We start from the raw sequence: 24,078 nt of genomic DNA, 5'->3' as shown, positions 1-24,078 counted from the left end.
TTGAATAATTATAAAACTTAATACTATATAAAATGAAAACAATACTCACTTTAGTACTAATTTTTTCAGCTACAATGGTTCTTCAGGCACAGAATACTATTGAAGTTTCCATCTCTGGTTTCACAAATGATAAAGGAAAAGCAATGATTGGTCTTTATAATTCAGAAAATGACTTTCTAGAAAACGAATATAAATATGCAACACCAGCAATACTTAATAAACAATCAAAAGTTTCTTTTACCGGAATTCCAGACGGAGTTTATGCCATTTCTGTTTTTCATGATGAAGATGATGATAATGAATTTGATATGTTTATGGGGTTTATCCCAAGAGAAGATTATGGAAATTCAAATAATGTACCGCCAAGATTTGGTCCGCCAGAATGGAGTGATGCAAAATTTGAAGTAAGGGGAGGTGAAATTAAAACAATTGAAATTAAAATACTGTGATTCTTTATACAGATCTAAAACATAAATTTTTAAAAATAATAATCAATAAAACAATAATCATGCAACATATACTTACATATTTTAGTTTGTTTTTTACTGCTTTGGTGCTACAAGCACAAACCGAAATTTCCGCTACTAGTACAGATTCTGTTCCTACAAAATACCAAATAGAAATGCAAAAAGCTTTCAAATTATGGGAAGAAAACAAACCTTGGGAGGCAGCAAATGTTTTTGAAAGAATCGCCACTGCTGAACCTGATAATTGGTTGCCACCATATTACGTAGCTCAAATTAATATTATGTATAGTTTTTCTGAAAAAGATGCTGTAAAATTAAAAGCACAATTAGATAAGGCGCAGGATTTTATAAACGATGCCACAACAATTTCAAAAGACAACCCTGAATTATTAGTGCTTCAAGCACAATGGTACACCGCTTGGATTGTTTTTGATGGGCAGCAATACGGCATGAAATATTCTGCAAAAGCAGCTGCACTTCACAATAAAGCAAATGCCTTAGCTCCAAATAACCCACGTATTATTTTGGCAAAAGCTGAATGGGATATGGGGGGCGCAAAATATTTTGGACAGCCATTAGACCCCTTCTGTGAGGATATCCAGCGTGCCATAGATCTTTTTGCTACCTTTAAACCAGCGGGAGAATTTTACCCAACCTATGGGGAAGAAAGAGCGAAACAGGTGCAGGCAGAAAGCTGTAAATAGTCCCTTTTTGAGATGAGTTTAAGAATTTATTTAAAGTAAATTCTTGATGCTTAATTAACAATAATTTAAACGATGGTAATGCGTATTTTAAAAGATTTAGGAAAAGCTTTTTTTGTAGGAATACTTGTGTTTATTGTGCTGGGCTTAATTCAGTATGTTAACGGTTATGAGTTTCAGAGTGGGAGCGAACTCCTTACGTTTTTTCTTTATAATCAACTGTATTCTGTTGTGCTTTATATGCTAAATGCAAATTACTTTGGGTTTTTGTTGAAGCAGTTTCCAAACCAAGTTTTTAAAGCGAAAAACCTTACAAAAGGACTTTTTGGCGGAATTATAGTTACGCTTATAGGCCTATTTTTTATTCGCGTTTTTACGGAAGTACTTATTGAAGGCAGCGATTTTTCCACGTTTATAGCTTCAGAAAAGATCCAATATTATTATATATCGTTTATCATTTCTATAGTTGTCACCATTATTTTTTATTCGGTTTATTATTATAGAAATAAGCAGGAAAGTAAGGTAACAGAGCAAAAAATAATTGCTGGTACTGCTTCAGCTAAATTTGATGCGCTTAAAAATCAGCTCGATCCACATTTTCTCTTTAATAGCTTGAATGTACTTGTTAGTTTAATTGAAGAAAACCCTCAAGCAGCAACGCGATTTACTACGTCACTTTCAAAAGTATATCGCTATGTGCTGGAGCAGAAAAACAAAGAATTAGTGACATTGGAGGAAGAATTGAAATTTGCTGAGTTGTATATGTCGCTTTTAACAGTTCGGTTTGAGGATAGTATTATTTACACTCCACCTGCAACTTTAAAAGATTCGCAAGCGAAGGTAGTGCCTTTATCGCTGCAGCTTTTGCTAGAAAATGCTGTAAAACACAATCAAGTTACTCCTTCAAGAAAACTTCATATTACCATTACTGAAGAAAATGGAAACTTAATTATAACCAATAACAGTCAGCCAAAACAGGTTTTAAAAGAAAGTACCGGGGTAGGTTTACGGAATATTCGTGATAGATATGCACTATTAACAAGCCAGCCCGTACTTATTCGAGAAAACAGAAAGGAGTTTAGTGTAACGATTCCTGTTTTGACTCAAAACATAAAGTTTATGAATACACAAGAAACTTTTATTTCAGAAAAAAAATATACGCTAGCGAAAACCAAGGTGGAAAAATTAAAAGCATTTTATGTTCACCTTACAATATACTTACTATTTGTACCTGTCTTTATTTACTTAAATTACATTTCAAATGCTGGGTTTCCTTGGGCATTGTTTCCTATTGTTGGATGGGGATTTGGTGTAATGGGCCATGCAGCTGAAACATTTAATTACAATCCTTTTTTTGGAAAAGATTGGGAGGAGCGTAAAATCCGTGAATTAATGGATAAGGAAGATTAAATTACAGTTCATCCCTTTCAAATTACGATTGGGAGACTTCATTTTTAAAAAGAAACTAAGCTGTATTATTTTTATCCTATAATTTAAAAACAACCGAAAAATGGAATTTGAAAATAAAGAAAATAAGTATCTAAAAGCTAAAGAACGTGTAGCTGAAATTAAGAAATTTTACACCAGCCTTATCTTTTATGTAGTATTTATTTGTGCTTTGGCAGGATTAAATTATTATGTAAATGAACTTCGCCATCCTTGGTTTTTATGGGCAGCATTTGGTTGGGGAATCGGAATCTTTTTTCAAGCATTAAAAGCTTTTCGATGGACACCTTTTATAGGAAAAAATTGGGAAGAAAGAAAGATGAAGCAGTTTATGGAAGAAGAAGAAAACAACAATAACTCCAATTAAGATGAATTATTCAAAAAACATAAAATTTGAGAGCGCTCAAAAAAGGGTTGAAGCATTAAAACGTTTTTATAAGCATGTACTGGTTTACGGTATAGTAAACTTTGCACTTTTCATTGTTAGAGGACAGGTGCTTGAGTTTTTTATAAGCGAATCAACAGATAAAAACTTTATAGAATGGATAGATTGGAACATCTTAATAGTTCCTATTTTTTGGGGAATTGGTTTGTTATTTCACGCTGCAAGAACATTTAAATATAAGTTGAAGTTTATAAAAAACTGGGAAGAAAACCAACTATAAAAATTCACAACTAAAGAACAAAACGAACGCTAAAAATGGATACCAAAAAAAGTTTGGCTTATTTAAGAGCAAAGAAAAAAGTAGAAACCCTTAAAAGTTTTTATAGTCATTTGGTGGTTTATTTACTAATCAATACCGCAATCATTCTTGTTTCTGCGAATGTTTTTAATGACAAAGCATTGCATTTTTCACGCTGGAGTATGTACATTACCGCAATGTTTTGGGGTATAGGTTTGGCTTCACACGCACTCTATGTGCTCTTTGTTATGAATTTTAAAAATAATATTTTTAAAAACTGGGAGGAGAAAAAGCTAAAGCAGTTTTTAGAAGAAGATCAATCATAAAATAATTTACCAGTAACCATCAATTAATGAATGTATTAATAATTGAAGACGAAAAACCATCTGCGCGTTATTTACAACGTATGCTAGAAAAGCAAGATGTTAGCGTAAGCCAAATGCTCCACAGTGTTGAAGAAGCTGTAAATTGGTTTCAAAATAACCCACATCCAGACCTTATTTTTTTAGACATTCAATTGAGTGATGGACTTTCTTTCGAAATTTTTGACACCGTTGAAGTTAATAGCGCCATTATATTTACAACTGCATTTGATGAATATGCTTTGCAAGCATTTAAATTGAATAGTATTGATTATTTATTGAAACCTATTGATGAGGACGAATTATATAGCGCGGTTGAAAAATATAAATCGTTTAACCCATCAACTCAAAATGTTCAGTTTAATTTTGAGGACATTAAAAAATTGCTAGTAAACCCTGTAGAAAGAGCGTATAAAAAACGTTTTACAACAAAAATTGGACAGCATATAAAAATGATTTCTGTAGATGAAATTGAGTGTTTTTATTCTGAAAATAAAGGCACCTATGCACACACTGTAGACGGGCGTAACTATTTGTTAGAAACTACCTTAGAGCAATTAGAGCAGGAGCTCTCTCCAGAATTGTTTTTTAGAATTAGCAGAAAATACTATATAAATATTGAAGCTATAAAAGATATTATTTCTTATACCAACTCACGTCTTCAATTAAAATTGAATAGCTATAAGGAGCAAGAAGTAATCGTGGCACGTGAACGGGTGAAAGATTTTAAACTGTGGCTAGAATAGCACTATTTTTTTTCCTTATTAATTTCAATTCTATTATCTTGAAACGAAGAAGGCAGTAATCTTGGAATAAATTTTACTAATAAAGGAAGCAAAACACTCCCGCCAGGAAGTAAAAAAATAGTCAACGACGGAATGCTTTTACACACGTCCAACAGTTGCTCTTTAACTTTGTTTTTTTCTTCTGGCGATAAATCTCGTAACGTAGATTGCCCTAAAAGCACCAGCAGCTCGCCACTTTCTTCCAGCTCGCGTGCTAAACGGTCTTTATTTCTTAAAATTAATAATTTTACAGTCGAAGCAGATTGCTTGTAAAACTGCTTTACGGGATGCGAATATTCAAAAAGGAGTATCTTTTCAGTATATTTTTTTGAAAAATCAGCAAGCCCTTCGAGACTCTTGCTTAAATCTGCTTCGGAATAGTTTAATGTTAATACTAATTGCTGTAAAAACTGATGTTCGGTATCATCAAGCTTTAAATCTTCCCAAATGGTAAGACAGCATAAATCTAAGATATACTTTCTTTCCAAGGAGTTTTCAGTAATATTTAAATAGTTTAAACTCTCTAAAAAAGTAGAAAAACTACCATCGGTTTTGGCAACTATATATTCAGATGAGGTTTCGAAAAGCTCAATTAGTAACTTATCGTATTTAGATTTTTTCTTTTTAGATTTTAATGTATAAAAACAAGCTGTAAGTACAATTGTTTCTTGTTGTTTGTAATAGTTTTTGGCATTGCTTGGTTCTTTTTGCCACTGTTTATAAGCAAGAACATCCAAATATAAAAGTGCATGCGTAAGCAGTGAAATTGTATTTTTCTTTAATAACGAATTTGTTTCTTGCAAGCGCGCCGATAGAATATGCTCTAAAGTATTTGAAGGACTTTGTGAAAGTGTAAATTTTTGAAAAAAGCCTGTTTTACCTTTTTCTATATGTCTGTAAAAAGAAAGAATATCTGTTATAGCTTCCGTAGTGCTGGATTCGGGATTTTGCTGATAAAATTGAAAAAGTAAGGAATGAAAAAGATTTATTTTTGTGAGTTCTTCTTTAGTAAGTTTTAAGTTGCCAAGCGATTTTTTTGGTAAGGCAGCAACGGAAACACCATAAATAAACCCAGTGTTTTTAAGCGCTTCATAGAATTTTAAATTAGTTTGAAAAGAATCAATTAATTCATTCTTTTCAAAAAGATTTAAAAACTTTAAAATCCAATCGGCTGCAGAGGGGTTCATTGAAATATTTATGATTATTTTAGGCGTTCAAACGCTGGTTTAGCCGCATTAACAAAAGATTAACGTTTATAGAAAAACCATGCACTTACATTTAAACGTAAGTATAGCGAACAAACAAAAATAATTAATAAAAACTAACAAAAAAGATGAAAAATTCAAAACTTTTTGCACTAATCGGTGGACTGGGCATAGCCGCACTATCGGTATTTTTAATATCTGCGGATCACATTGACGCCCCAGCAATTGCAGGTACAACAGCAGATATTACAGACTTTTACGCCTTTCAAGGCGAGAACAGTAATAACTTTGTGCTAGCAGCAAATGTACAAGGACTTTTGCCTCCGGGTACACCTACAGACCAAGCCGAATTTGATGAAACGGTTTTGATAGAATTCAATATTGACAGGAATAATGACCTTAAAGAAGATTTTGTTATTCAGGCAATAAAGCGTGGTGATTCTATGTATTTTTTCGGGCCATCGGCGCCAGCTATGACAGGGACACAAAGCACTATTGCTACAACTGATCCTATTAGTGTGAAGATTTCAACAAAAGATGATGTTCAAATAACAGAACTAAATGGCATGAAATTTTTTGCTGGACCAAGAGAAGATCCTTTTTTCTTTGACTTTAACCAATACAACGCAGTGCTTTCTGGTACCGCAACAGGCTTTAACAATCCTGGGGATGATACTTTTGCAGGAACAAACGTATTGAGTATTGTTGTGGAATTTCCAAAGGCTATGCTGCCAGGGGGCACTGTAGGTGTAAACCCGTTTGCAGCAAGTACACCTATCTATAATGTATGGGTAGAGGCTAAAAGAAAACAATAAAATTGCTAACACTAAAAATTTAAAAAGATGAAAACATTTAAATATATATACCTTTTTGCTGCAATAACTACGTCAGTATTGTTTGTGCAATGTACCGATGATGACGATAATATAATTACGAACCCAACTTGTACCGATGGAATTTTAAACGGTGATGAAACAGAAATTGACTGCGGCGGCACAGCTTGTGCACCTTGTGGAGAAGTGCTAGATTTTAGCGGAACTTACATACAGGAAGACCAAATGGGGCGTCCTGGTATAAATACCGTGTTTGGATCAGAAGGATTTAAAGATGCATTTAATGTTACTGTGCCTTCTGCAATGCAAGTAGCTTTCCAAGAAAAATTTGAAGCAAAATTATTGGCTTTGAATTCTGGATATACTACCAATGCTTTAGGTTTAACTGCAGCACAATTCACAACAGTACTTTCTAACGATGTATTATGGTTAGCTGAAACAGGGATAACTACTTACTTTAACGGAACCGAAATATTGACTGGTAGAACCTTAAGTGATGATGTGATCGATGTATCCTTACTTTTAATTTTTGGGGGTCCTGACGGCTCTGAAAATCCAAATTTAACAAATGATGGAGTGCCAGGCAATGATGCTTCGTTCTCTGCGTCATTCCCATATATGGCTGGACCATTTTAATACGTAAAATTTTAATACAAAAAAGAGAGCGTTTCGTTCTCTTTTTTTGTTTAAAATATATTTAAACGAAAAATTTGACCAACACAAATACCTTCAAAATGAAAAATTTAATACTCTTATTATTTTTTGCTGTTTTTATTGGATGTCAAGAAAAGACTGAAAAAATAACCGATAGTAAAGATTATAACCCATATTTAATTACCACTAACAATCCTTCAAAAGATGCCCTTTTATCTGAGTTTGAATTTTGGGAGAAAAGATTCAATAACGATTCAACTAACTTGATGGAAATGACCCGTATGTCTAGCCTTCATGCAAGAATGTTTGAAATTAGCGGAACTATTTCAGAATTAAAAACTTCAGAACAATTAATTAAAAAGGTATACGCTGTTTCAGCACGTAATAAAGATACCTATTTGCGCAGTTTAGCACATAATTATATTTCACAACACCGTTTTAAGGAAGCAAAAGTTTTATTGGATAGCGCTTATACCTATCCAGATAATCACAAAGAAACGGAGATGATGCTTTTTGATGTGGCGATGGAATTGGGCGACTATCAGCTTGCAGATACGCTGTTGGGAAAAGTAAAGGCTCCAAAAGATTTTAATTATTTAATTCGTTTGGCAAAATGGAGCGACCATAATGGAAATCTTGATGCAGCCATAAAATATATGGAACAAGCTAAAACAATTGCTGAAGCACGAAAAGACAAAAGTTTAATGGTTTGGGTTTATAGCAATATTGGCGATTTTTATGGTCATGCTGGGCGTATTCACGATTCGTATAAAAATTATTTGAATACATTGGCAATTCAACCAGACAACCATTATGTAAAAAAACAACTTGCATGGATGGTTTATTCTCTTGAAAAAAATACCAAGGAAGCAAATCGTATTTTAGATTCCGTACAGGTAAATCATAATGTGCCTGATTATCATTTATTGAAAGCTGAAATGGCTGAATATGATGGCGATATTTCTAAAGCAAACAATGAATATGAAAAATTTATAAAAGCTACAGACAATGTGGCCTATGGTGGAATGTATACTACCTACCTTATATCAATTTATGCAGAAAAGGATCCCAAAAAAGCAGTTGAATTAGCCGAAAAAGAACTTGTAAATCGCGCTACACCAGAAACGTATCAATTGCTTGCATATGCTCAATTAAAATCTGGCAATAAAGAAGCTGCACGTAATACAATTGAAACGTTTGTTGCAGGAAAAACTTCAGAGCCTAATGCGCTTTTTCATTCAGCTTTAATATATAAAGCAAATGGTATGAATGCTGAGGTAAATTCATTAAAAGCTGAACTGTTAGAAGCATTTTATGAATTGGGACCTTTAAAAGCAAAAGAAATAGAAATGTTATAACAAAATGAAAACCAAACTGCTATTTTTTCCGTAAGTGTTAATGAGGTTGGGTGTCTATCAAATAATTGATAGATATTTTAAAACCGGGAGCCCCGGTTTTTAGAGTTTTTTTGTTAGTTGGAGCGCCTGTCATAATTTTGATGGGCGTTACTTTTTTTCAATATTTTATGAATGAGTTTAACTAAAAAACATGAGTTTACGCTCAAGCCTTTTAAGACACCTTTTCTTTAAATGGTTATTGTTCCTAAGGTATATAATTGTGATAAGGTAGGTGTTTTACTTCCTCCGGCAGGTTCTAAAGTTATTCCAAAAGCTTCAGGGTCTGGGAAATTTTCGAATTTATAAATTCCGTTTTCGCCGGCTTCATTTTCGGCAGCAATTAAACCTACACTTGTTGGTGTAAGAGGCTCCATTTTTAACGACCATACTTGGTAAACTTTTCCAGGAGGTGGCGTAGGTAAACCTTTAACATCTATATAAGCTATGTTGTTTTTTTTATCTAGATACACTTTTGCAAAAGCTTCAGGAGCAACGGCTTGATTTCCGGGAAGTGTATAGGTTTGGTATTCTTTAGACCTTAATACATCCAGTATTTTAGTGTTAGCTACTAATTGATTTTCAATAACATTTTTATCTTCTTTTAAAACGGTGTTTTCTGTTGAAGTTATTTGTAGTGAATTATTTAAATCATTATTCTGCTGTAACATCCATAATATACCACCCATAAATAATATAGCGGCTGCCCAACCTGTAATGGCTGCCCAATTAAGGGTTTTTACCTTAGTATCGCCTATATTCTTATAGTTTCTGATTGCGTTTAAAATCTGTGTCCATGTCATTGCGTGCATGGGAGGCGCCACATTTTCAGCTAAGTGAATAAGTGATTTTTCAATTTGCTCAACTTCTCGTCTTACGGCTTCGTTGTTGGCAATCGCAGCTTCCACTTCAATAGCTTCTTCATGTGGTAATGCTCCACAGACGTACATTTCTAGTTTTCCTGACGCTATAATTTCTTCAGTATTCATAATTTTATCCTAGTACCATTACCCGTAATTCATTTATACAGGTTCGGTTTCTTGTTTTTAAAGTTCCTAAGGGTATTTCAAGAGTTTTAGATGCTTCAGCTTGTGTGTACCCTTTAAAATATAAAAGGTCAATTATTTTTATACATGCAGGTTTTAGGGCATCTACAAATTTTTTGAGACCAATTGCATTTGTTTTTGTGTTTAAGCTATCCGAGGACGATAGTATATCTACGAAGTTTGTGGTACTTAGGTTTTTTTTAGTGTTTTTATACGCTTTTGATCTGGTTTGATCTATAGCTGTATTTCTGGCAATGTTTAATAACCATGTAAAAAACCGCCCTTTGTTTACCGTATAGGAACTCGCATTATTCCATACTTTTATAAATACATCTTGTAGCACTTCTTCCGCAACATTTTCATCTAATACAATGCTGTATATTATTCCATAAATAGCTTCACTATACATGGTATATAAGCGGGAAAAGGCTTTCTCATTCCCGTTTTGCATCGCTACGATGAGGTCGTTGGGTTGTTCCATAGGTATATTCTTCGAAAGTAAAAGTACTATATTAATAGCTAAATTTTTTTAAATGATTGTTTGATTTGTAGGAAATTAATATTTATATCATTTTTTTTCGAATAAAACTTCATTTTATTTATTTATAGATATATAGGTGGTTGTACACATGTTTCTTTTGGACTTTGAGTTGTAAATAATTGTTTTTCAAGCATTAAAGCTTTGTAGGAATGGTTTGAAATGATATTTTTAGCGTTTTTTTATTTATTTTTACATTAATCAAAACCTCATATTAAATGCGCTTTGCGCGATAAAAACTAAAAATCATGAAACAAACCAAATGGATTTTATCCATAACACTCCTATGCTTTTTTTGTAGCAATGTAGTTGCTCAAAACTATTCAAAAGTAATTGATAAACAATTAAATGACCTTACTGTCCAAGATAAACTGGTTTCCCAAGATGCTAATTGGATAATAAGCTCTAATCATACTAGTGCTATTAGTGGAGTGGAGCATGTGTATTATAGTCAAAAATTCAATGGCCTTGAAATATACGGCACCGCATCTGGTGTGCATTACCTTCCTAATGGACAGGTAATTTCTAAAAACAATAGTTTTATAAAGAATGTAGCACAAAAAGTATCTGGTTCTGCTAGTCCAGGATTAACTCCTGAACAAGCAATTCGTTCTGCAGCAACTCAGTTAGGATATAAAATTGTGAAACCTATTACTGTGTTAGAAAATATAAAAGGAAATAAGAAAGAGTTTGTATTAAGTGATGGTGGAATATCATCATTACCTATTCCTGCAAAACTAATGTATGCTGTTACAGAAGATAACAGTGTAGTACTAGCTTGGGATATTTCAATTAAAAATATTGAACCCGAAAGTGGCGAATGGTGGAGTTTAAAAGTAGATGCTGCTACGGGAACTATTATTAATAAAGTTAATTGGATATTAAACTGTAGTACAGGGCATGATCACGACCATAATGAAGATGTTAAAACACCTAATTTTAATGATAACTTATACGATATTCCAAATTATAAAGAGACTGTAGCTAATAAACCAGCTGCGTGTACAACTTGCTATGAGGTGTTTGAGTTGCCTTTAGAAAGTCCTTATTATGGTGATAGAACAATCGTAACCTCTCCTGCAAACCCTACTGCCTCACCTTTTGGATGGCATGATACTAATGGTGCTCCTGGAGCAGAATTTACGGTAACTAAAGGTAATAACGTTAACGCTTTTGATTATATCACAAATTTTCAACCTGATGGCGGGGCTGATTTAGATTTTTCAGGCTACCCATTTTCACAAACTTATACAAATGCAAATCAATATGAGTCTGCATCAATAACCAATTTGTTTTATTTAAATAATGTTTACCATGATATTATGCATTTTTATGGCTTTGATGCAGCAGCAGGTAACTTTCAAGAAAATAATTATGGAAGCGGAGGCAATGGAAGTGATTCTGTGAATGCACAAGCGCAAATGGGCTTAGTATGTAATGCCTTTTTTGGCACACCAGCAGATGGTGGAAACCCTACAATGCAAATGTATGTATGTGGTGATAAAGATGGTGATTTTGATGCATTGGTGGTATTTCATGAATACTCACATGGTACTTCTAAAAGATTAACAGGAGGGGCATTAAATGTAAATGTATTGCTTAATAATGAACAAATGGGCGAAGGCTGGGGCGATTTTTATGGAGCACTATTTACTATTAAGGCTGGCGATACTGGTGCTACTAAACGTGGGGTTGCAACTTATCTTTTTGGACAAGGAATTGATGGTGATGGAATTAGAGCTTTTCCTTACAGTACAGACATGACAATTAATCCTCAAACCTATAACTCTATAAAAAACACAATCGGGCCACATGCTGTAGGTGCCGTTTGGGCTGGAATGCTTTGGGAAGTTGCCTGGGGCTTAATAGATGTGCATGGGTATAATGATAACCCTTATGAGTTTACAGGCGATATAGCTCAAGACAAAGGAAACACAATGGCTGTAGCTATTATTACAGAAGGATTAAAATTACAACCAGGGAGCCCAGGATTTGTAGATGGAAGAGATGCTATTCTTGCTGCAGATCAAGCGATTTATGGAGGTGCAAATGAATGTATTATTTGGGAAGCATTTGCCAAAAGAGGTTTGGGGTATAGCGCAAGCCAAGGTTCTAGTAATAATAGAAATGATGGAACTGAAGCTTTTGATTTGCCTGCGCCAGATATTACCTGTCCTGCAGATATTATAGTAGAAGTTAATCAAGGGGAACAATATGCATTGCTAGATTATACAGCAGATGCAACAGTAACAAATAGATGTACAACCTCTATTGGTGTTACTCAAGATCCTATAGCAGGAACACTAGTTGATGTTGGTGATACAATTATTACGTTGACTACAACTGATGATCAAGGAAATGAAAATTCATGTACCTTTATAGTTACAGTGGATGAACTATTAGGCGTTGATACTAATGATTTCTATAACAGTATAGCTCTTTATCCAAACCCAACAACTGGAGAAATTACATTGGCTAACAAAACAGCTATCCAATTAAAAAATGCTATTATAACTGATATAAACGGTAGAACCATTAAAACAATAAACCTTGATAAGGCTGGAGTTGAAACAAACTTCTCTTTAAATAACCTTGCTGCTGGAATGTATTTTATCAAAATAAATACTGAAAACACAAGTATAGTAAAACGTATAGTAAAACTATAAACTACCTATTTTTTAAAAAACCCGTATCAAATTAATTGATACGGGTTTTTTTATACTTTCCTTTTCAATAACTTTGAACGATGAAAAAAATTCTATTCTTTGCTGGAAGCAACAGCAGCACCTCTATAAATCATAAGCTTGTAAGTTTTGCTGCACTCCAACTTGTTGGGTATAACACTCAAACCATTAAACTAACAGACTACGATTTACCCATTTTTAGCGAAGACATAGAGCGCGAAAAAGGATTCTCCGTAAACCTTAAAATGCTTTATAATAAAATTACCGAAGCCGATGCACTTGTTATTTCTGTAAACGAACACAATGGTATGGTTTCCGCTTTTTTTAAGAATACCTTAGACTGGCTTTCCCGTTTAGATCGCAACTTTTTAGAAGGCAAAAAAATATTACTGATGAGTACCTCTCCAGGAAAACGAGGTGCCGCTTCTGCTTTAGAATATACAAAAAACACCCTTCCTCGATATGGAGGTAATGTAGTGGAAAGCTTCAGTATTCCTTCTTTTTATGAAAATTATTCAGAAGAAACCCAATCAATAACGGATGAAGTTTTATTAATTGGCTTTACCGATGTACTTCAGAATTTTGCACATCAAATAGAACAATAATGCGTACGGTAAAGAAATATCCTTTTTCTTTAACCGAAGACTCTAAAAAACGTTTCCTTCATTGGGCGCAGCAGTTTGATGAGGTTGTGTGGCTAGATGGTAATAACTATTCGCAAACACATCAAACCTATCAAGCAATTCTAGCTGTTGATGCATTTACAGCATTAAAAACGGATGCTCATAATGCTTTTAATAAATTGGAGGAATATCAAAAAACAACTGCAGATTGGCTTTTTGGGTATCTTTCCTACGATCTTAAAAATGATGTAGAGCAGCTCCAATCTAATAATTTTGATGGTTTAAACTTTCCGGATTTATATTTCTTTCAACCCAAGCGATTGTTTCTGTTTTCTGAAACACATATCGAAATTCATTATTTAAACTTCATTGCAGATGAACTTGAAGAAGACTGGAAATTAATTTCAGAACAGATTTGCCAGTCAAACTCAAATGAAGATACGAAACACATAAAAATTCATAGTCGCACTTCAAAAGACAGCTATATTCAAAAAGTAAACGAAACGCTTGAACATATAAAACGCGGGGATATTTACGAAGCAAATATTTGTCAGGAGTTTTATTCGGAAACGGAATCAATCAATCCTTTGGATGCTTTTTTTCATCTTAATGAAATTTCAAAGCCACCTTTTTCTGTTTTTTTGAAGCTGAATAATTGCTTTGCACTTTCCGCCTCCCCGGAACGATATCTAAAAAAATTAGGCAAAACTGTTATTTCTCAACCCATAAAAGGCACCGCAAAACGTCTTGAAAATAAAGAAGAAGATGTGAAAATGGCACAGCAATTGGCCGCAGACCCTAAAGAACGTAGCGAGAATATTATGATTTCAGATTTAGTGCGAAACGATCTTTCTCGAGTTGCTGAAAAAGGAACTGTAAAGGTTGAAGAACTTTGCGGTATTTACTCTTTTGCGCAAGTACACCAAATGATTTCTACTATTTCGTGCACAGTTCCTGAAGATATTTCTAGCGTAACTATTTTAAAAAAAACATTCCCAATGGGAAGTATGACTGGTGCGCCAAAAGTTTCTGCAATGCAAATTATTGAAAATATAGAAGATGCGAAACGCGGATTATACAGTGGTGCAATCGGCTATTTTTCGCCTTCTGGCGATTTTGACTTTAATGTAGTTATCCGTAGTATTTTGTATAATGCCCAAAAAAGGTATATCAGTTTTTCCGTGGGAAGCGCCATTACCATTAACTCCATTCCCGAAAAAGAATATGAAGAATGTTTGCTTAAGGCAAAAGCAATGCGAGAAGTATTGAATTCAAAATATTAGTTTTTAAGCTTATAAAATTATTTTATTAGTGTTTAAGCTAATATTTTGTATTTATTAGTGTTTAAGCTGATAAATTTGTACATTTGAATAAACTTGAAGTAAAATGAATTATTCAGTTATATCTGGCGATATTGTTTCTTCTACTAGTCTTACAAGTGAAGATAGAAAATTTGTTGAGGAAAAATTAAAAAGTTTACTTAGCGACTTAGAGCATGAGTTTAATGTGTATGGTCGTGTAATAAAAGGAGATTATTTGGAATGTGTTGTGCCAAATCCTTCCGAAGGACTACAAGTGGCCTTGGCTATAAAGAGTTTTGTGAAAGCGATTCCTATTAAAACCAAAGCCTACAAAACAGCAGATAGTAGAATTAAACAGTTTAAAACTCATGGAATACGGCTCGCTATTGGCTATGGCGAACTTACACGTTACAAACCTGATGAAGGCATAATTGATGGCGAGGCAATTTATTTTTCAGGGCGTGAAATTAGTGGCGAAACTACGTACAATAAAGAACGTATTGTGATAAAAAACACCTTGTTTTTTGCTTCAAACAAGGAAGAATTAAATAAAAATTTTCAACCTTTACTGGCATTGTTAGATGTCTTAATGAGTAAGGCAACTTCAAGGCAATGCGAGGTTTTATATCTTAAATTATTAAACAACCAAGAAGAGGGAATAGCAAAACAACTCGGTATTGGTCAATCGGCGGTAAATCAACATTCCACAAGTGTAGGCTGGAACGCCATTGAAGAGGCTGTTAACTATTTTAAATTTATAATTTCAAATTAACGTTATGGGAATAAAGGAATTTTTGCTGCTCCAGTTTATTGCACACCTCTGTTTAGACTACTTTTTTCAAACCGATAAATTGGCAAAACAGAAAAATACAATTGGGTTTAAAAGTCCTTTTTTGTATTGGCATGCGTTGGCTTGTTTTTTGTTGTCGTGGTTGTTTTCCTTACAGTTAAACTTTTTTGTGGGTGCATTAATCATAGCAATTACTCATTTTATTTTAGATGGATTTAAACAGTATCTTAACACTAACAAGTATTTTGGTCGATATGCTTTTTTTATAGATCAAGCCATTCATATAGGTATAATGGTAGTGGTGGTTTTTCTTTTTAACAAATGGCAAGGCATTGATCCATCGGTGGCTATAGCCATTAATTTCAAATACGCACTGATTATTACAGGCTATTTAATTTGTTTAAAACCTGCAAATATTTTTATAAAAGAAGTGTTTAAAGCCACAGAAATACATGTTAGTAGTGATAATGAAATGCCAAACGCCGGAAAGGTAATCGGTGTTTTGGAACGCATTTTAACCCTAACTTTTATAATTGTCCTACAATATGCTGCGGTTGGTTTTTTGATTGCAGCAAAATCGATTCTCCGGTATAGAAATGATGAAACTTTAAAAACTGAATATGTTTTGATAGGCACCATGCTCAGCTTTGGGATTGCCGTAATTGCTGGAATTTTAATTAATCTTTCATAAAAGTATTACTAAATTGATTTCTTCATTTAAAAAAAATATTGAAAATAATTTTCCCTTCCTCATCGGAAAAAAACTACTGGTAGCTTGTAGTGGAGGTGTTGACAGTGTTGTGTTGACGCACTTATTAAAACAAACTGGTTATGAGATTGCGCTGGCACATTGCAATTTTTCACTCCGAGCAAAAGAAAGCGATGGCGATGAAATGTTTGTAATTGGATTGGCAAAACAAATGGAGGTTCCTGTTTATGCAGAAACATTCAATACCTATAAATTTGCTGAAGAACATAAAATATCTACCCAAATGGCAGCGCGAACACTTCGATATAGTTGGTTTGATGAGGTTTTAAAAAATTTTGGGTACGATTATTTGGTAACTGGGCATCATCAGGATGACGATTTGGAAACATTTTTTATCAACCTTTCGCGGGGAACAGGTTTAAATGGTTTAACAGGTATTCCTAAGAAAAATGACAACATAATTAGACCTATTTTAAATTTTTCAAGAGAACAAATTTTAAGATATGCCAATAATAATAAATTAAAATGGCGGGAAGATAGTAGTAACAAAAAAACAGAGTATCTTAGGAATAAATTGCGTTTGGAAGTACTTCCAAAATTCAAAGAAACGAATGAATCGCTGTTAAAGAATTTTCAAAAAACACAGAATCACTTGCAAGCCTCTCATAATCTTATTGAAGATTATATGGCATTGGTATACAATCTTGTGGTTGTGGAAGAAACAGACTTCTATATAATTAATATTCCAAAACTTAAAGAACTTCCGCATACAGATGCTTTGCTGTATGAGCTTTTAAATGGTTTTGGATTTACTGAGTGGGAGGATATTTCAAGTTTGCTTAATGCGCAAACGGGGAAACAGGTGTTTTCAAAAACACATCAACTTCTAAAAAATCGTGATCAATTATTACTTTCTGAAATTAAAACTCCAAATACTGCGGAAGAAATTTTAGTTTCCGAAGCAGGAATTTCAACTCCAATTTCATTAAAAATAGAGCCTTCAGAAGGTATCGGGGAAACAGAAAAAAACCTGATTTATGTTGCTTTAGAAAAATTAACCTTTCCCTTAAAGCTTAGAAAATGGAAAGAAGGTGATCGTTTTCAGCCATTTGGAATGAAAGGCAAAAAAAAATTAAGCAAATTTTTTAAAGATGAAAAAATCCCTTTAAGTGAAAAAAATAAAATCTGGATACTTTTAAGCAATGAAAAAATTGTTTGGATACTCGGCTACCGAATGGATGATCGTTTTAAAGTAACAGACAGCACAAAAAATATATTGAAAATAACAAGTTTTAAGTAATAGCAATAAAGAAAATGTAATACGATGAAAGTATTTAAAATAGTAAGGGTTTTGTTTTTTATTAGCTTTTTTTCATTTGCACAAAATGAAGACTACGTAAAAGAAAACTACAATAAAACAGAAACTACCATAACAATGCGGGATGGCATCAAACTTTTTACGGTAATTTACGCACCAAAAGATACTTCAAAGGAATACCCAATTCTTTTGCAGAGAACACCCTATAGTTGCCAACCTTATGGAGAAGATGCTTTTCGAACAAAAATAGCTCCTAATGAATTTTTAATGAAGGAAGGAAATATCGTGGTTTATCAAGATGTGCGTGGTCGCTGGATGAGTGAAGGGGTGTATGATAATATGCGCGCTTATATTCCAAATAAAAAGGGAAAACAAATCGATGAAGCAAGTGATACGTACGATAGTATTGATTGGCTTGTAAAAAACATTCCTAATAACAATGGAAATGTCGGAATTTGGGGTATTAGTTATCCTGGTTTTTATGCAACGTATTCGCTTTTAGATTCGCATCCCGCTTTAAAAGCAGTTTCTCCACAAGCGAGTATTGGCGATTTCTTTTTTGATGATTTCCATCATAATGGCGCTTATTTGCTAAGTTATTGGCGCGTAACACCTTTGTTTGGTCATGAAAAAACACAGCCAACAGCTAAGCCTTGGTTTAATTTCCCTGATTTAGGAACAGAAGATCAGTATCAATTTTTCCTAGATGCAGGACCACTGTCTAACCTCGACGCCTATTATAAAGAAGACAATGTTTTTTGGCAACAGTTAAAAGACCACCCTAATTATGATGATTTCTGGAAATCACGTGGAATAATTCAACATTTAAAAAATGTAAAACCTGCAGTAATGTTTGTTGGTGGTTTTTTTGATGCCGAAGATTTGTATGGACCATTTAACAGCTATCAAGCTGTAGAAAAGAATAGCTCTAATTATAACACTATAGTTTTTGGGCCATGGAGCCATGGAGATTGGGCAAGAAATAGTGAACGGCAGTCAATAGGAAATGTGTACTTTGGAGATAGTATTTCACATACATATCAAAAAAATATAGAGACTACTTTTTTTAATAATTTTTTAAAAAACAATACACAGGTTACAGTAAAATTACCCGAAGCTTATATGTTTGATACAGGCTTAAACCAATGGGAACAATACGAACAATGGCCGCCAAAAAACACCGAAAAGAAAAGCTATTTCCTACAAAATAACCAACGTCTAAATACGCATGCTGAAAAAAGCTTCACTTTTGAAGAATTTGTTAGCGATCCTAAAAAACCAGTCCCGTATTCTGAAGACATAAAAATGGTCTTCACACCACGAAAATATATGACCGACGATCAGCGTTTTGCCGCACGTCGCCCAGATGTTTTGGTTTTTGAAACTCCTATTCTAACTGAAGATATAACAATGGCAGGTCCTATTTTAGCCAAGCTTAAGGTTTCAACAACTGGAACAGATGCGGATTGGGTTGTAAAAGTGATAGATGTTTTTCCAAGTGATGCAGCAGATTTTCCTGAAACCCAAGCATATTTAAAAATGGATAATTATTTTATGATGGTTCGAAGTGAAGTAATGCGAGGGCGTTTTAGAAATAGTTTTAGTATTCCTGAAGCCTTTATTCCAAATGAAAAAACAGCCGTTTCAATTAAGCTTCAAGATGTAAATCACACATTTAAAAAAGGACATAAAATTCAGGTTCAAGTGCAGAGTACCTGGTTTCCATTGATTGATTTAAACCCACAAACTTTTGTGCCAAATATTTTTGAAGCGAAAGCAACAGACTTTAAAAAGCAAACGCATCGCGTTTATAATGATTCGTCAATTGAATTTACAGTTTTGAAAAAAAAATAGTATAGATATAAAATAAAACCCCGACCAATGGCCGGGATTCCTTTAACAAACCTAACTTAGTAAACTTTAATGTGCATATAGAATATTCTTTATCCCCACAAAAAATAAACTCAGATGCATTATCCACTAATTCTATTTTTCAAATATAACTCATGAAAACGGTCCATACTATACGTACTAACACGTATTTTTACCTAAAAACTGTATTTATCAGCTAAAAAAACATTAATAATTTCCTACAGATGAAATCAATAAAAAAAATAGGTGTTTTAACTAGTGGAGGTGATGCCCCTGGAATGAATGCAGCGATTCGAGCTGTGGTGCGTGCATGTGTATATCACACAGTTGAATGTGTGGGTATTTATCGTGGTTATCAGGGTTTAATAGAAGGAGATTTTAAGAAACTTGATGCGCGGTCGGTAAAAAACATTATAAACAGAGGTGGCACATTTTTAAAATCTGCACGTTCTAAAGAATTTATGACTGCTCAAGGTAGAAAAAAAGCCTTTGATAACCTTACTAATGAAAACATTGATGCTATGGTTGTAATTGGTGGGGATGGTACTTTTGCTGGTGCTTCAGTGTTTATAAATGAATTTGATTTTCCAATTGTTGGGCTTCCCGGAACAATTGATAATGATATTAATGGTACAGATTTCACCATTGGGTATGATACGGCTTTAAATACAGTCGTTGAAGCCATCGATAAAATTCGCGATACTGCAAATTCTCATAATCGACTCTTTTTGGTAGAAGTTATGGGGCGTGATGCGGGTGATATTGCTTTAAATGCTGGCATAGGAGCAGGAGCAGAGGAAATATTAATTCCGGAGCAAAATATGGGGCGTGAACGTTTGTTAGAATCTTTAAGTAGAAGTAAAAAATCTGGTAAAACTTCGAGTATAGTTGTTGTTTCAGAGGGCGATCAAATTGGAAAAAATATTTTTGAACTTGCTACATATATTGAAGAGAATTTAAAAGAATATGAAGTAAGAGTCACCGTTTTAGGTCATATTCAACGTGGCGGTTCCCCTAGTTGTTACGATCGTGTTCTTGCAAGCAGATTGGGAGTTGGCGCTATCGATGCGTTATTGGGGGACGAAAAAAATGTTATGATTGGGATTGTTCACAACAAAGTAACCTCCGTACCTTTTTCTGAAACGATGAAAGGAACTAACGAAATTGATGTAGATTTAATTCGCGTGGCGGATATCATTTCAATTTAAAAGAAAAAAATATGAAAACGAGAATAGGGATAAACGGTTTTGGACGCATCGGGCGAATAGCTTTTAGAATTGCTTTACAACGAAAAGATATAGAAGTAGTTGCCATAAACGATTTACTAGATGTAGCACACCTGGCATATTTATTAGAATATGATTCCGTACACGGAAAATATTCAGGAACAATAGAAGTTAAGGATGGTAATTTAATTGTAGATGGCACTATAATAAGGGTTACTTCAGAAAAAAATCCTGAAAATTTGAAATGGGAGGCCGTCCAAGCAACTATTATAATTGATTGCACTGGGATTTTCAAAGAAATGGATTCTGCGTCAGCACACTTAAAAGCAGGTGCTAAAAAGGTAGTAGTTTCTGCTCCTTCAAAAACAATCCCAATGTTTGTAATGGGTGTAAACCACAAACAGCTAAAAGCTACAGATACCATAATTTCAAATGCATCGTGTACTACAAATTGCCTCGCACCCTTAGCAAAAATTATAAATGATGAACTCGGAATCGTTGAAGGGTTAATGACAACGGTTCACTCCGTAACAGCTACGCAGTCTACTGTTGATCAGCCTTCACGTAAAAACTATAGATTAGGTAGGAGTGCACTCAGCAATATCATTCCTACTACAACGGGGGCGGCGGTTGCTGTCACCAAAGTAATTCCAGCGTTGAAAGATAAGTTAACAGGAATGGCTTTTCGCGTACCAACTACAGATGTTTCAGTGGTAGATTTAACAGTTCGCACAGAAAAACCTACAACTTATGATGAAATAAAAAAACTTTTTAAGAACGCTTCCGAAAAAGAATATAAAGGAATTGTAAACTACACTGAAGCCGAAGTGGTTTCGCAGGATTTTGTGTCAGACCCGCATACATGTACCTTTGATGCCAATGCTGGTATGGCGCTTAATAATAATTTCTTTAAGTTAGTGGCTTGGTATGATAATGAATATGGCTATTCTGCAAAATTAGTAGATTTGGCCTCACATTTCGCAACACTATAATATATGATTCTAATAACCGATGGCGGTTCCACCAAATGTGATTGGGTATTGTTGGATTCTTCGGGTACTATTGTTTTTAAAACCAATACCTCAGGCTTGAACCCGACGGTGGTTCCGAGGGAAGAATTAATTTTTCGAATCGCTTCAAATGAAAAATTGAAAGGGGTTTTTCAGGAAGTTAAACTATTAGATTTTTATGGAGCTGGCTGTGGCACTGAAACGCCTCGTGTCATTTTGAAAGAAGTTTTGGAAGCACTTTTCCCGAATGCTACAATAGAAGTTTTTGAAGATTTGTCAGCTGCAGTTTATGCCGTTACCACCAATCCAGGGATTGTATGCATTTTGGGCACGGGTAGCAATAGTTGCTATTTTGATGGAACCAAAATACATACGCCAATTCCATCTTTAGGTTATGTTTTAATGGATGAAGCCAGTGGTAATTACTACGGAAAAAGATTGCTTCTCGATTTTTATTACGGTAAAATGCCTTCTGAAATTGCATTAGAATTTCAGAAATCTTTCAATTTGAAAGCTGATGAAGTTAAAATGAATTTATACACAAAACCAAATCCAAATGCATATTTGGCATCATTTGCGCAATTCATATTTACCCAAGAAAAAATAAACCCATATTTTTACGCTCTCATAAAAGAAGGGATTTCAACATTTATTAAATGTAGGGTACTTTGTTATGAAAAAGCACATCAAGTTCCAGTTCATTTTATTGGTTCAATCGCACATTTTTCAGAAGCGATAGTAAAAGAATGTTTAAAGGAAAACAATTTACAACTGGGGAAAATAGTACAACGCCCCATTGATGGGCTAATTGAACATTATAAAATAAATTTCCAAAATCTAAAATCGTAAATTAAAAAATGTCTTTACCTTCAATTAATCCTACAAAAACCGAAGCTTGGAAAGCACTTGAAAATCATTTTCAAGATATTAAAGCTCAAAAAATGCAGGGTGTTTTTTTAGAAGACTCAGATAGAGCGAATCGCTTGTGTATTGCGTGGCAGGATTTTTATTTAGATTATTCTAAAAATCGAATTACAGACAAAACTATTTCGCTGTTATTAAAACTTGCTGACGATGTAAAATTAAAAGAGGCAATTACACAGCAATTTGCCGGTAAAAAAATAAATAAAACAGAAGACAGAGCAGTACTACACACTGCACTGCGTGATTTCGAAAACATGAAACCTGAGGTAAAAACTACACTTCAGAGAATGAAAGTTTTTTCCGAAGCAATTAGCGGTGGGGCACATAAAGGATATTCTGGAAAAGCGATTACAGATGTTGTAAACATCGGTATTGGTGGAAGTCATTTGGGGCCAGATATGGTTGTGGAAGCACTTCAATACTATCGAAATCATATAAAAACGCATTTTGTTGCGAATATTGATGGAGATCATGTTCATGAAACTTTAAAGTGCTTAAATCCTGAAACTACACTTTTTATAATTGTATCTAAAAGCTTTACAACTCAGGAAACCATTACAAATGCCTCGTTTATTAGAAACTGGTTTTTTAAAAAAACGGGAGAAAAAGATATTCAAAAACACTTTGTAGCAGTAGCTGCCAATGAAAGTGGGGCAATTGAATTTGGTATTTCCAAAGAAAACATTTTTCCGATGAAAGATTGGGTAGGAGGTAGGTTTTCACTTTGGAGTTCCGTGGGGCTTTCTATTTGCTGTGCAGTGGGTTTTGATAATTTTGAAAAAATGCTAAAAGGTGCTTTTGAAATGGATAAGCATTTTAACAATACCGATTTTGATAAAAACATCCCCGTAATTCTTGCGTTACTTTCCATTTGGTATAATAATTTTTTTAAAGCAGAGAGTGAAGCTGTGGTTGCTTATTCACAATATTTAGACAAACTAGTTCCCTATTTGCAACAGGCTGTGATGGAAAGTAATGGTAAAAGTGTTGATAGAAATGGGGCAAAAATAACTTATGAGACCGGTACAATTGTATGGGGAAATGTGGGTAGTAATTCGCAACATGCCTATTTTCAATTGATGCATCAAGGAACAAAGTTGATTCCAACCGATTTTGTAGGATTTAGTGAATCTTTATACGGAACTATAGAAAATCATCAAATTTTGATGGCAAATTTTGTTGCTCAAACAGAAGCATTATGGGAAGGCACGCATTCTAAACCGATAGAAAATTCATTTAAATATTTCGAAGGAAATAAACCTACAAATTCAATTTTAATAAAAAAATTGACTCCAGAAAATCTTGGAAGTTTAATTGCGATGTATGAGCATAAGCTTTTTGTACAAGGTATCATTTGGAATATCTTTAGTTATGATCAGTGGGGTGTAGAGCTAGGAAAAACAGTCGCTAAAGGAACTTTAACCGCACTTGAAACAACTGCTTTTGATACTATTAAAAATACCTCAACTGCTAATCTACTAACAAAAATTAGTACGTTTTAATACTA

24 protein-coding genes are annotated in these 24,078 nt (G+C 33.9%); 21 read left to right on the top strand and 3 right to left on the bottom strand.

The features are described 5' to 3' along the window. The first annotated feature begins 32 nt into the window (after window positions 1-32). The 7 genes from ABJ955_RS00910 to ABJ955_RS00880 all read left to right on the top strand — a co-directional run bounded on the left by ABJ955_RS00910 (window position 33) and on the right by ABJ955_RS00880 (window position 4,405). Window positions 33-449 (top strand): DUF2141 domain-containing protein, encoded by a 417-nt coding sequence (locus ABJ955_RS00910; protein WP_347372724.1) that lies wholly within the window; start codon window positions 33-35, stop codon window positions 447-449. A 59-nt stretch (window positions 450-508) separates the two neighbouring features. Next, window positions 509-1,171, top strand: coding sequence for a hypothetical protein (locus ABJ955_RS00905; RefSeq protein ID WP_347372723.1), 663 nt, complete (start codon window positions 509-511; stop codon window positions 1,169-1,171). Window positions 1,172-1,249: 78 nt separating this feature from the next. After that, window positions 1,250-2,578, top strand: coding sequence for a 2TM domain-containing protein (locus ABJ955_RS00900; RefSeq protein ID WP_347372722.1), 1,329 nt, complete (start codon window positions 1,250-1,252; stop codon window positions 2,576-2,578). Window positions 2,579-2,678: 100 nt separating this feature from the next. Continuing rightward, window positions 2,679-2,981, top strand: coding sequence for a 2TM domain-containing protein (locus tag ABJ955_RS00895; protein ID WP_347372721.1), 303 nt, complete (start codon window positions 2,679-2,681; stop codon window positions 2,979-2,981). A gap of 1 nt (window position 2,982) precedes the next feature. Then, window positions 2,983-3,279 carry a 2TM domain-containing protein gene (locus ABJ955_RS00890; protein ID WP_347372720.1) on the top strand — a complete coding sequence of 99 codons (297 nt, stop codon included), beginning with the start codon at window positions 2,983-2,985 and terminating at the stop codon, window positions 3,277-3,279. A 35-nt stretch (window positions 3,280-3,314) separates the two neighbouring features. Further along, window positions 3,315-3,623 (top strand): 2TM domain-containing protein, encoded by a 309-nt coding sequence (locus ABJ955_RS00885; RefSeq protein ID WP_347372719.1) that lies wholly within the window; start codon window positions 3,315-3,317, stop codon window positions 3,621-3,623. Window positions 3,624-3,649: 26 nt separating this feature from the next. Then, entirely contained in the window at window positions 3,650-4,405 is a 756-nt protein-coding gene (locus ABJ955_RS00880) for a LytTR family DNA-binding domain-containing protein (protein ID WP_347372718.1), read from the top strand. Between the two features lie 2 nt (window positions 4,406-4,407). Here the strand turns inward: ABJ955_RS00880 and ABJ955_RS00875 are convergent, their stop codons facing one another. Beyond that, window positions 4,408-5,631, bottom strand: coding sequence for an LETM1-related biofilm-associated protein (locus ABJ955_RS00875; protein WP_347372717.1), 1,224 nt, complete (start codon window positions 5,629-5,631; stop codon window positions 4,408-4,410). Between the two features lie 146 nt (window positions 5,632-5,777). Between ABJ955_RS00875 and ABJ955_RS00870 the strand changes: the two genes are divergently transcribed. From ABJ955_RS00870 to ABJ955_RS00860, 3 genes are all read left to right on the top strand, one after another. Next, window positions 5,778-6,464 (top strand): DUF4331 family protein, encoded by a 687-nt coding sequence (locus ABJ955_RS00870; protein ID WP_347372716.1) that lies wholly within the window; start codon window positions 5,778-5,780, stop codon window positions 6,462-6,464. 27 nt (window positions 6,465-6,491) lie between these two features. Then, window positions 6,492-7,118, top strand: a complete 627-nt coding sequence (locus tag ABJ955_RS00865) for a DUF4331 family protein (RefSeq protein WP_347372715.1) — start codon at window positions 6,492-6,494, stop codon at window positions 7,116-7,118. 98 nt (window positions 7,119-7,216) lie between these two features. Then, window positions 7,217-8,494, top strand: a complete 1,278-nt coding sequence (locus tag ABJ955_RS00860) for a hypothetical protein (protein WP_347372714.1) — start codon at window positions 7,217-7,219, stop codon at window positions 8,492-8,494. A gap of 227 nt (window positions 8,495-8,721) precedes the next feature. Here the strand turns inward: ABJ955_RS00860 and ABJ955_RS00855 are convergent, their stop codons facing one another. Beyond that, window positions 8,722-9,519, bottom strand: a complete 798-nt coding sequence (locus tag ABJ955_RS00855) for an anti-sigma factor (RefSeq protein WP_347372713.1) — start codon at window positions 9,517-9,519, stop codon at window positions 8,722-8,724. 4 nt (window positions 9,520-9,523) lie between these two features. Continuing rightward, on the bottom strand, window positions 9,524-10,057 hold the full coding sequence (locus ABJ955_RS00850; protein ID WP_347372712.1) for a sigma-70 family RNA polymerase sigma factor: 534 nt from the start codon (window positions 10,055-10,057) through the stop codon (window positions 9,524-9,526). Window positions 10,058-10,362: 305 nt separating this feature from the next. Between ABJ955_RS00850 and ABJ955_RS00845 the strand changes: the two genes are divergently transcribed. The 11 genes from ABJ955_RS00845 (at window position 10,363) to pgi (ending at window position 24,073) form a co-directional block, all read left to right on the top strand. Further along, on the top strand, window positions 10,363-12,780 hold the full coding sequence (locus ABJ955_RS00845; RefSeq protein WP_347372711.1) for a M36 family metallopeptidase: 2,418 nt from the start codon (window positions 10,363-10,365) through the stop codon (window positions 12,778-12,780). Between the two features lie 80 nt (window positions 12,781-12,860). After that, window positions 12,861-13,403, top strand: a complete 543-nt coding sequence (locus ABJ955_RS00840; RefSeq protein ID WP_347372710.1) for an NAD(P)H-dependent oxidoreductase — start codon at window positions 12,861-12,863, stop codon at window positions 13,401-13,403. Beyond that, window positions 13,403-14,704 (top strand): anthranilate synthase component I family protein, encoded by a 1,302-nt coding sequence (locus tag ABJ955_RS00835; protein ID WP_347372709.1) that lies wholly within the window; start codon window positions 13,403-13,405, stop codon window positions 14,702-14,704. The genes ABJ955_RS00840 and ABJ955_RS00835 overlap by 1 nt, the downstream gene beginning before the upstream one ends. 103 nt (window positions 14,705-14,807) lie before the next feature. Then, the gene (locus tag ABJ955_RS00830; protein WP_347372708.1) at window positions 14,808-15,494 is read left to right on the top strand and encodes a fumarate hydratase; all 687 of its coding nucleotides are present in this window, start codon (window positions 14,808-14,810) and stop codon (window positions 15,492-15,494) included. 4 nt (window positions 15,495-15,498) lie between these two features. Continuing rightward, complete coding sequence (locus ABJ955_RS00825) at window positions 15,499-16,203, top strand: DUF3307 domain-containing protein (RefSeq protein WP_347372707.1); 705 nt, start codon at window positions 15,499-15,501, stop codon at window positions 16,201-16,203. 13 nt (window positions 16,204-16,216) lie between these two features. Then, on the top strand, window positions 16,217-17,521 hold the full coding sequence (gene tilS, locus ABJ955_RS00820; RefSeq protein WP_347372706.1) for a tRNA lysidine(34) synthetase TilS: 1,305 nt from the start codon (window positions 16,217-16,219) through the stop codon (window positions 17,519-17,521). Window positions 17,522-17,545: 24 nt separating this feature from the next. After that, window positions 17,546-19,393: a CocE/NonD family hydrolase gene (locus ABJ955_RS00815; protein ID WP_347372705.1), complete on the top strand. Its 1,848-nt coding sequence runs from the start codon at window positions 17,546-17,548 to the stop codon at window positions 19,391-19,393. Between the two features lie 242 nt (window positions 19,394-19,635). Continuing rightward, window positions 19,636-20,619 (top strand): 6-phosphofructokinase, encoded by a 984-nt coding sequence (gene pfkA, locus ABJ955_RS00810; RefSeq protein ID WP_347372704.1) that lies wholly within the window; start codon window positions 19,636-19,638, stop codon window positions 20,617-20,619. An 11-nt stretch (window positions 20,620-20,630) separates the two neighbouring features. Next, window positions 20,631-21,629 carry a type I glyceraldehyde-3-phosphate dehydrogenase gene (gene gap, locus ABJ955_RS00805; protein ID WP_347372703.1) on the top strand — a complete coding sequence of 333 codons (999 nt, stop codon included), beginning with the start codon at window positions 20,631-20,633 and terminating at the stop codon, window positions 21,627-21,629. A gap of 3 nt (window positions 21,630-21,632) precedes the next feature. After that, window positions 21,633-22,496 carry an N-acetylglucosamine kinase gene (locus ABJ955_RS00800; RefSeq protein ID WP_347372702.1) on the top strand — a complete coding sequence of 288 codons (864 nt, stop codon included), beginning with the start codon at window positions 21,633-21,635 and terminating at the stop codon, window positions 22,494-22,496. An 8-nt stretch (window positions 22,497-22,504) separates the two neighbouring features. After that, window positions 22,505-24,073 (top strand): glucose-6-phosphate isomerase, encoded by a 1,569-nt coding sequence (gene pgi, locus ABJ955_RS00795; protein WP_347372701.1) that lies wholly within the window; start codon window positions 22,505-22,507, stop codon window positions 24,071-24,073. Window positions 24,074-24,078: the final 5 nt, after the last annotated feature.

The sequence above is a fragment of the Aequorivita sp. Q41 genome, from assembly GCF_039831855.1.
Classification (GTDB): domain Bacteria; phylum Bacteroidota; class Bacteroidia; order Flavobacteriales; family Flavobacteriaceae; genus Aequorivita.
Note: the sequence above shows the minus strand (reverse complement) of the source record. Positions and strands in the feature narration are given on the sequence as shown.

What these genes read in the sequence shown, in the direction of transcription:
- ABJ955_RS00880 (WP_347372718.1), top strand. Translation starts at nt 3,650, where the DNA reads ATGAATGTATTAATAATTGAAGACGAAAAACCATCTGCGCGTTATTTA.
- ABJ955_RS00850 (WP_347372712.1), bottom strand. Translation starts at nt 10,057, where the DNA reads ATGGAACAACCCAACGACCTCATCGTAGCGATGCAAAACGGGAATGAG.
- ABJ955_RS00855 (WP_347372713.1), bottom strand. Translation starts at nt 9,519, where the DNA reads ATGAATACTGAAGAAATTATAGCGTCAGGAAAACTAGAAATGTACGTC.
- ABJ955_RS00825 (WP_347372707.1), top strand. Translation starts at nt 15,499, where the DNA reads ATGGGAATAAAGGAATTTTTGCTGCTCCAGTTTATTGCACACCTCTGT.
- gap (WP_347372703.1), top strand. Translation starts at nt 20,631, where the DNA reads ATGAAAACGAGAATAGGGATAAACGGTTTTGGACGCATCGGGCGAATA.
- ABJ955_RS00800 (WP_347372702.1), top strand. Translation starts at nt 21,633, where the DNA reads ATGATTCTAATAACCGATGGCGGTTCCACCAAATGTGATTGGGTATTG.
- ABJ955_RS00875 (WP_347372717.1), bottom strand. Translation starts at nt 5,631, where the DNA reads ATGAACCCCTCTGCAGCCGATTGGATTTTAAAGTTTTTAAATCTTTTT.
- ABJ955_RS00845 (WP_347372711.1), top strand. Translation starts at nt 10,363, where the DNA reads ATGAAACAAACCAAATGGATTTTATCCATAACACTCCTATGCTTTTTT.
- ABJ955_RS00890 (WP_347372720.1), top strand. Translation starts at nt 2,983, where the DNA reads ATGAATTATTCAAAAAACATAAAATTTGAGAGCGCTCAAAAAAGGGTT.
- ABJ955_RS00895 (WP_347372721.1), top strand. Translation starts at nt 2,679, where the DNA reads ATGGAATTTGAAAATAAAGAAAATAAGTATCTAAAAGCTAAAGAACGT.
- ABJ955_RS00910 (WP_347372724.1), top strand. Translation starts at nt 33, where the DNA reads ATGAAAACAATACTCACTTTAGTACTAATTTTTTCAGCTACAATGGTT.
- ABJ955_RS00905 (WP_347372723.1), top strand. Translation starts at nt 509, where the DNA reads ATGCAACATATACTTACATATTTTAGTTTGTTTTTTACTGCTTTGGTG.
- ABJ955_RS00830 (WP_347372708.1), top strand. Translation starts at nt 14,808, where the DNA reads ATGAATTATTCAGTTATATCTGGCGATATTGTTTCTTCTACTAGTCTT.
- pgi (WP_347372701.1), top strand. Translation starts at nt 22,505, where the DNA reads ATGTCTTTACCTTCAATTAATCCTACAAAAACCGAAGCTTGGAAAGCA.
- ABJ955_RS00900 (WP_347372722.1), top strand. Translation starts at nt 1,250, where the DNA reads ATGCGTATTTTAAAAGATTTAGGAAAAGCTTTTTTTGTAGGAATACTT.
- ABJ955_RS00860 (WP_347372714.1), top strand. Translation starts at nt 7,217, where the DNA reads ATGAAAAATTTAATACTCTTATTATTTTTTGCTGTTTTTATTGGATGT.
- ABJ955_RS00835 (WP_347372709.1), top strand. Translation starts at nt 13,403, where the DNA reads ATGCGTACGGTAAAGAAATATCCTTTTTCTTTAACCGAAGACTCTAAA.
- ABJ955_RS00840 (WP_347372710.1), top strand. Translation starts at nt 12,861, where the DNA reads ATGAAAAAAATTCTATTCTTTGCTGGAAGCAACAGCAGCACCTCTATA.
- ABJ955_RS00815 (WP_347372705.1), top strand. Translation starts at nt 17,546, where the DNA reads ATGAAAGTATTTAAAATAGTAAGGGTTTTGTTTTTTATTAGCTTTTTT.
- ABJ955_RS00865 (WP_347372715.1), top strand. Translation starts at nt 6,492, where the DNA reads ATGAAAACATTTAAATATATATACCTTTTTGCTGCAATAACTACGTCA.
- ABJ955_RS00870 (WP_347372716.1), top strand. Translation starts at nt 5,778, where the DNA reads ATGAAAAATTCAAAACTTTTTGCACTAATCGGTGGACTGGGCATAGCC.
- ABJ955_RS00885 (WP_347372719.1), top strand. Translation starts at nt 3,315, where the DNA reads ATGGATACCAAAAAAAGTTTGGCTTATTTAAGAGCAAAGAAAAAAGTA.
- pfkA (WP_347372704.1), top strand. Translation starts at nt 19,636, where the DNA reads ATGAAATCAATAAAAAAAATAGGTGTTTTAACTAGTGGAGGTGATGCC.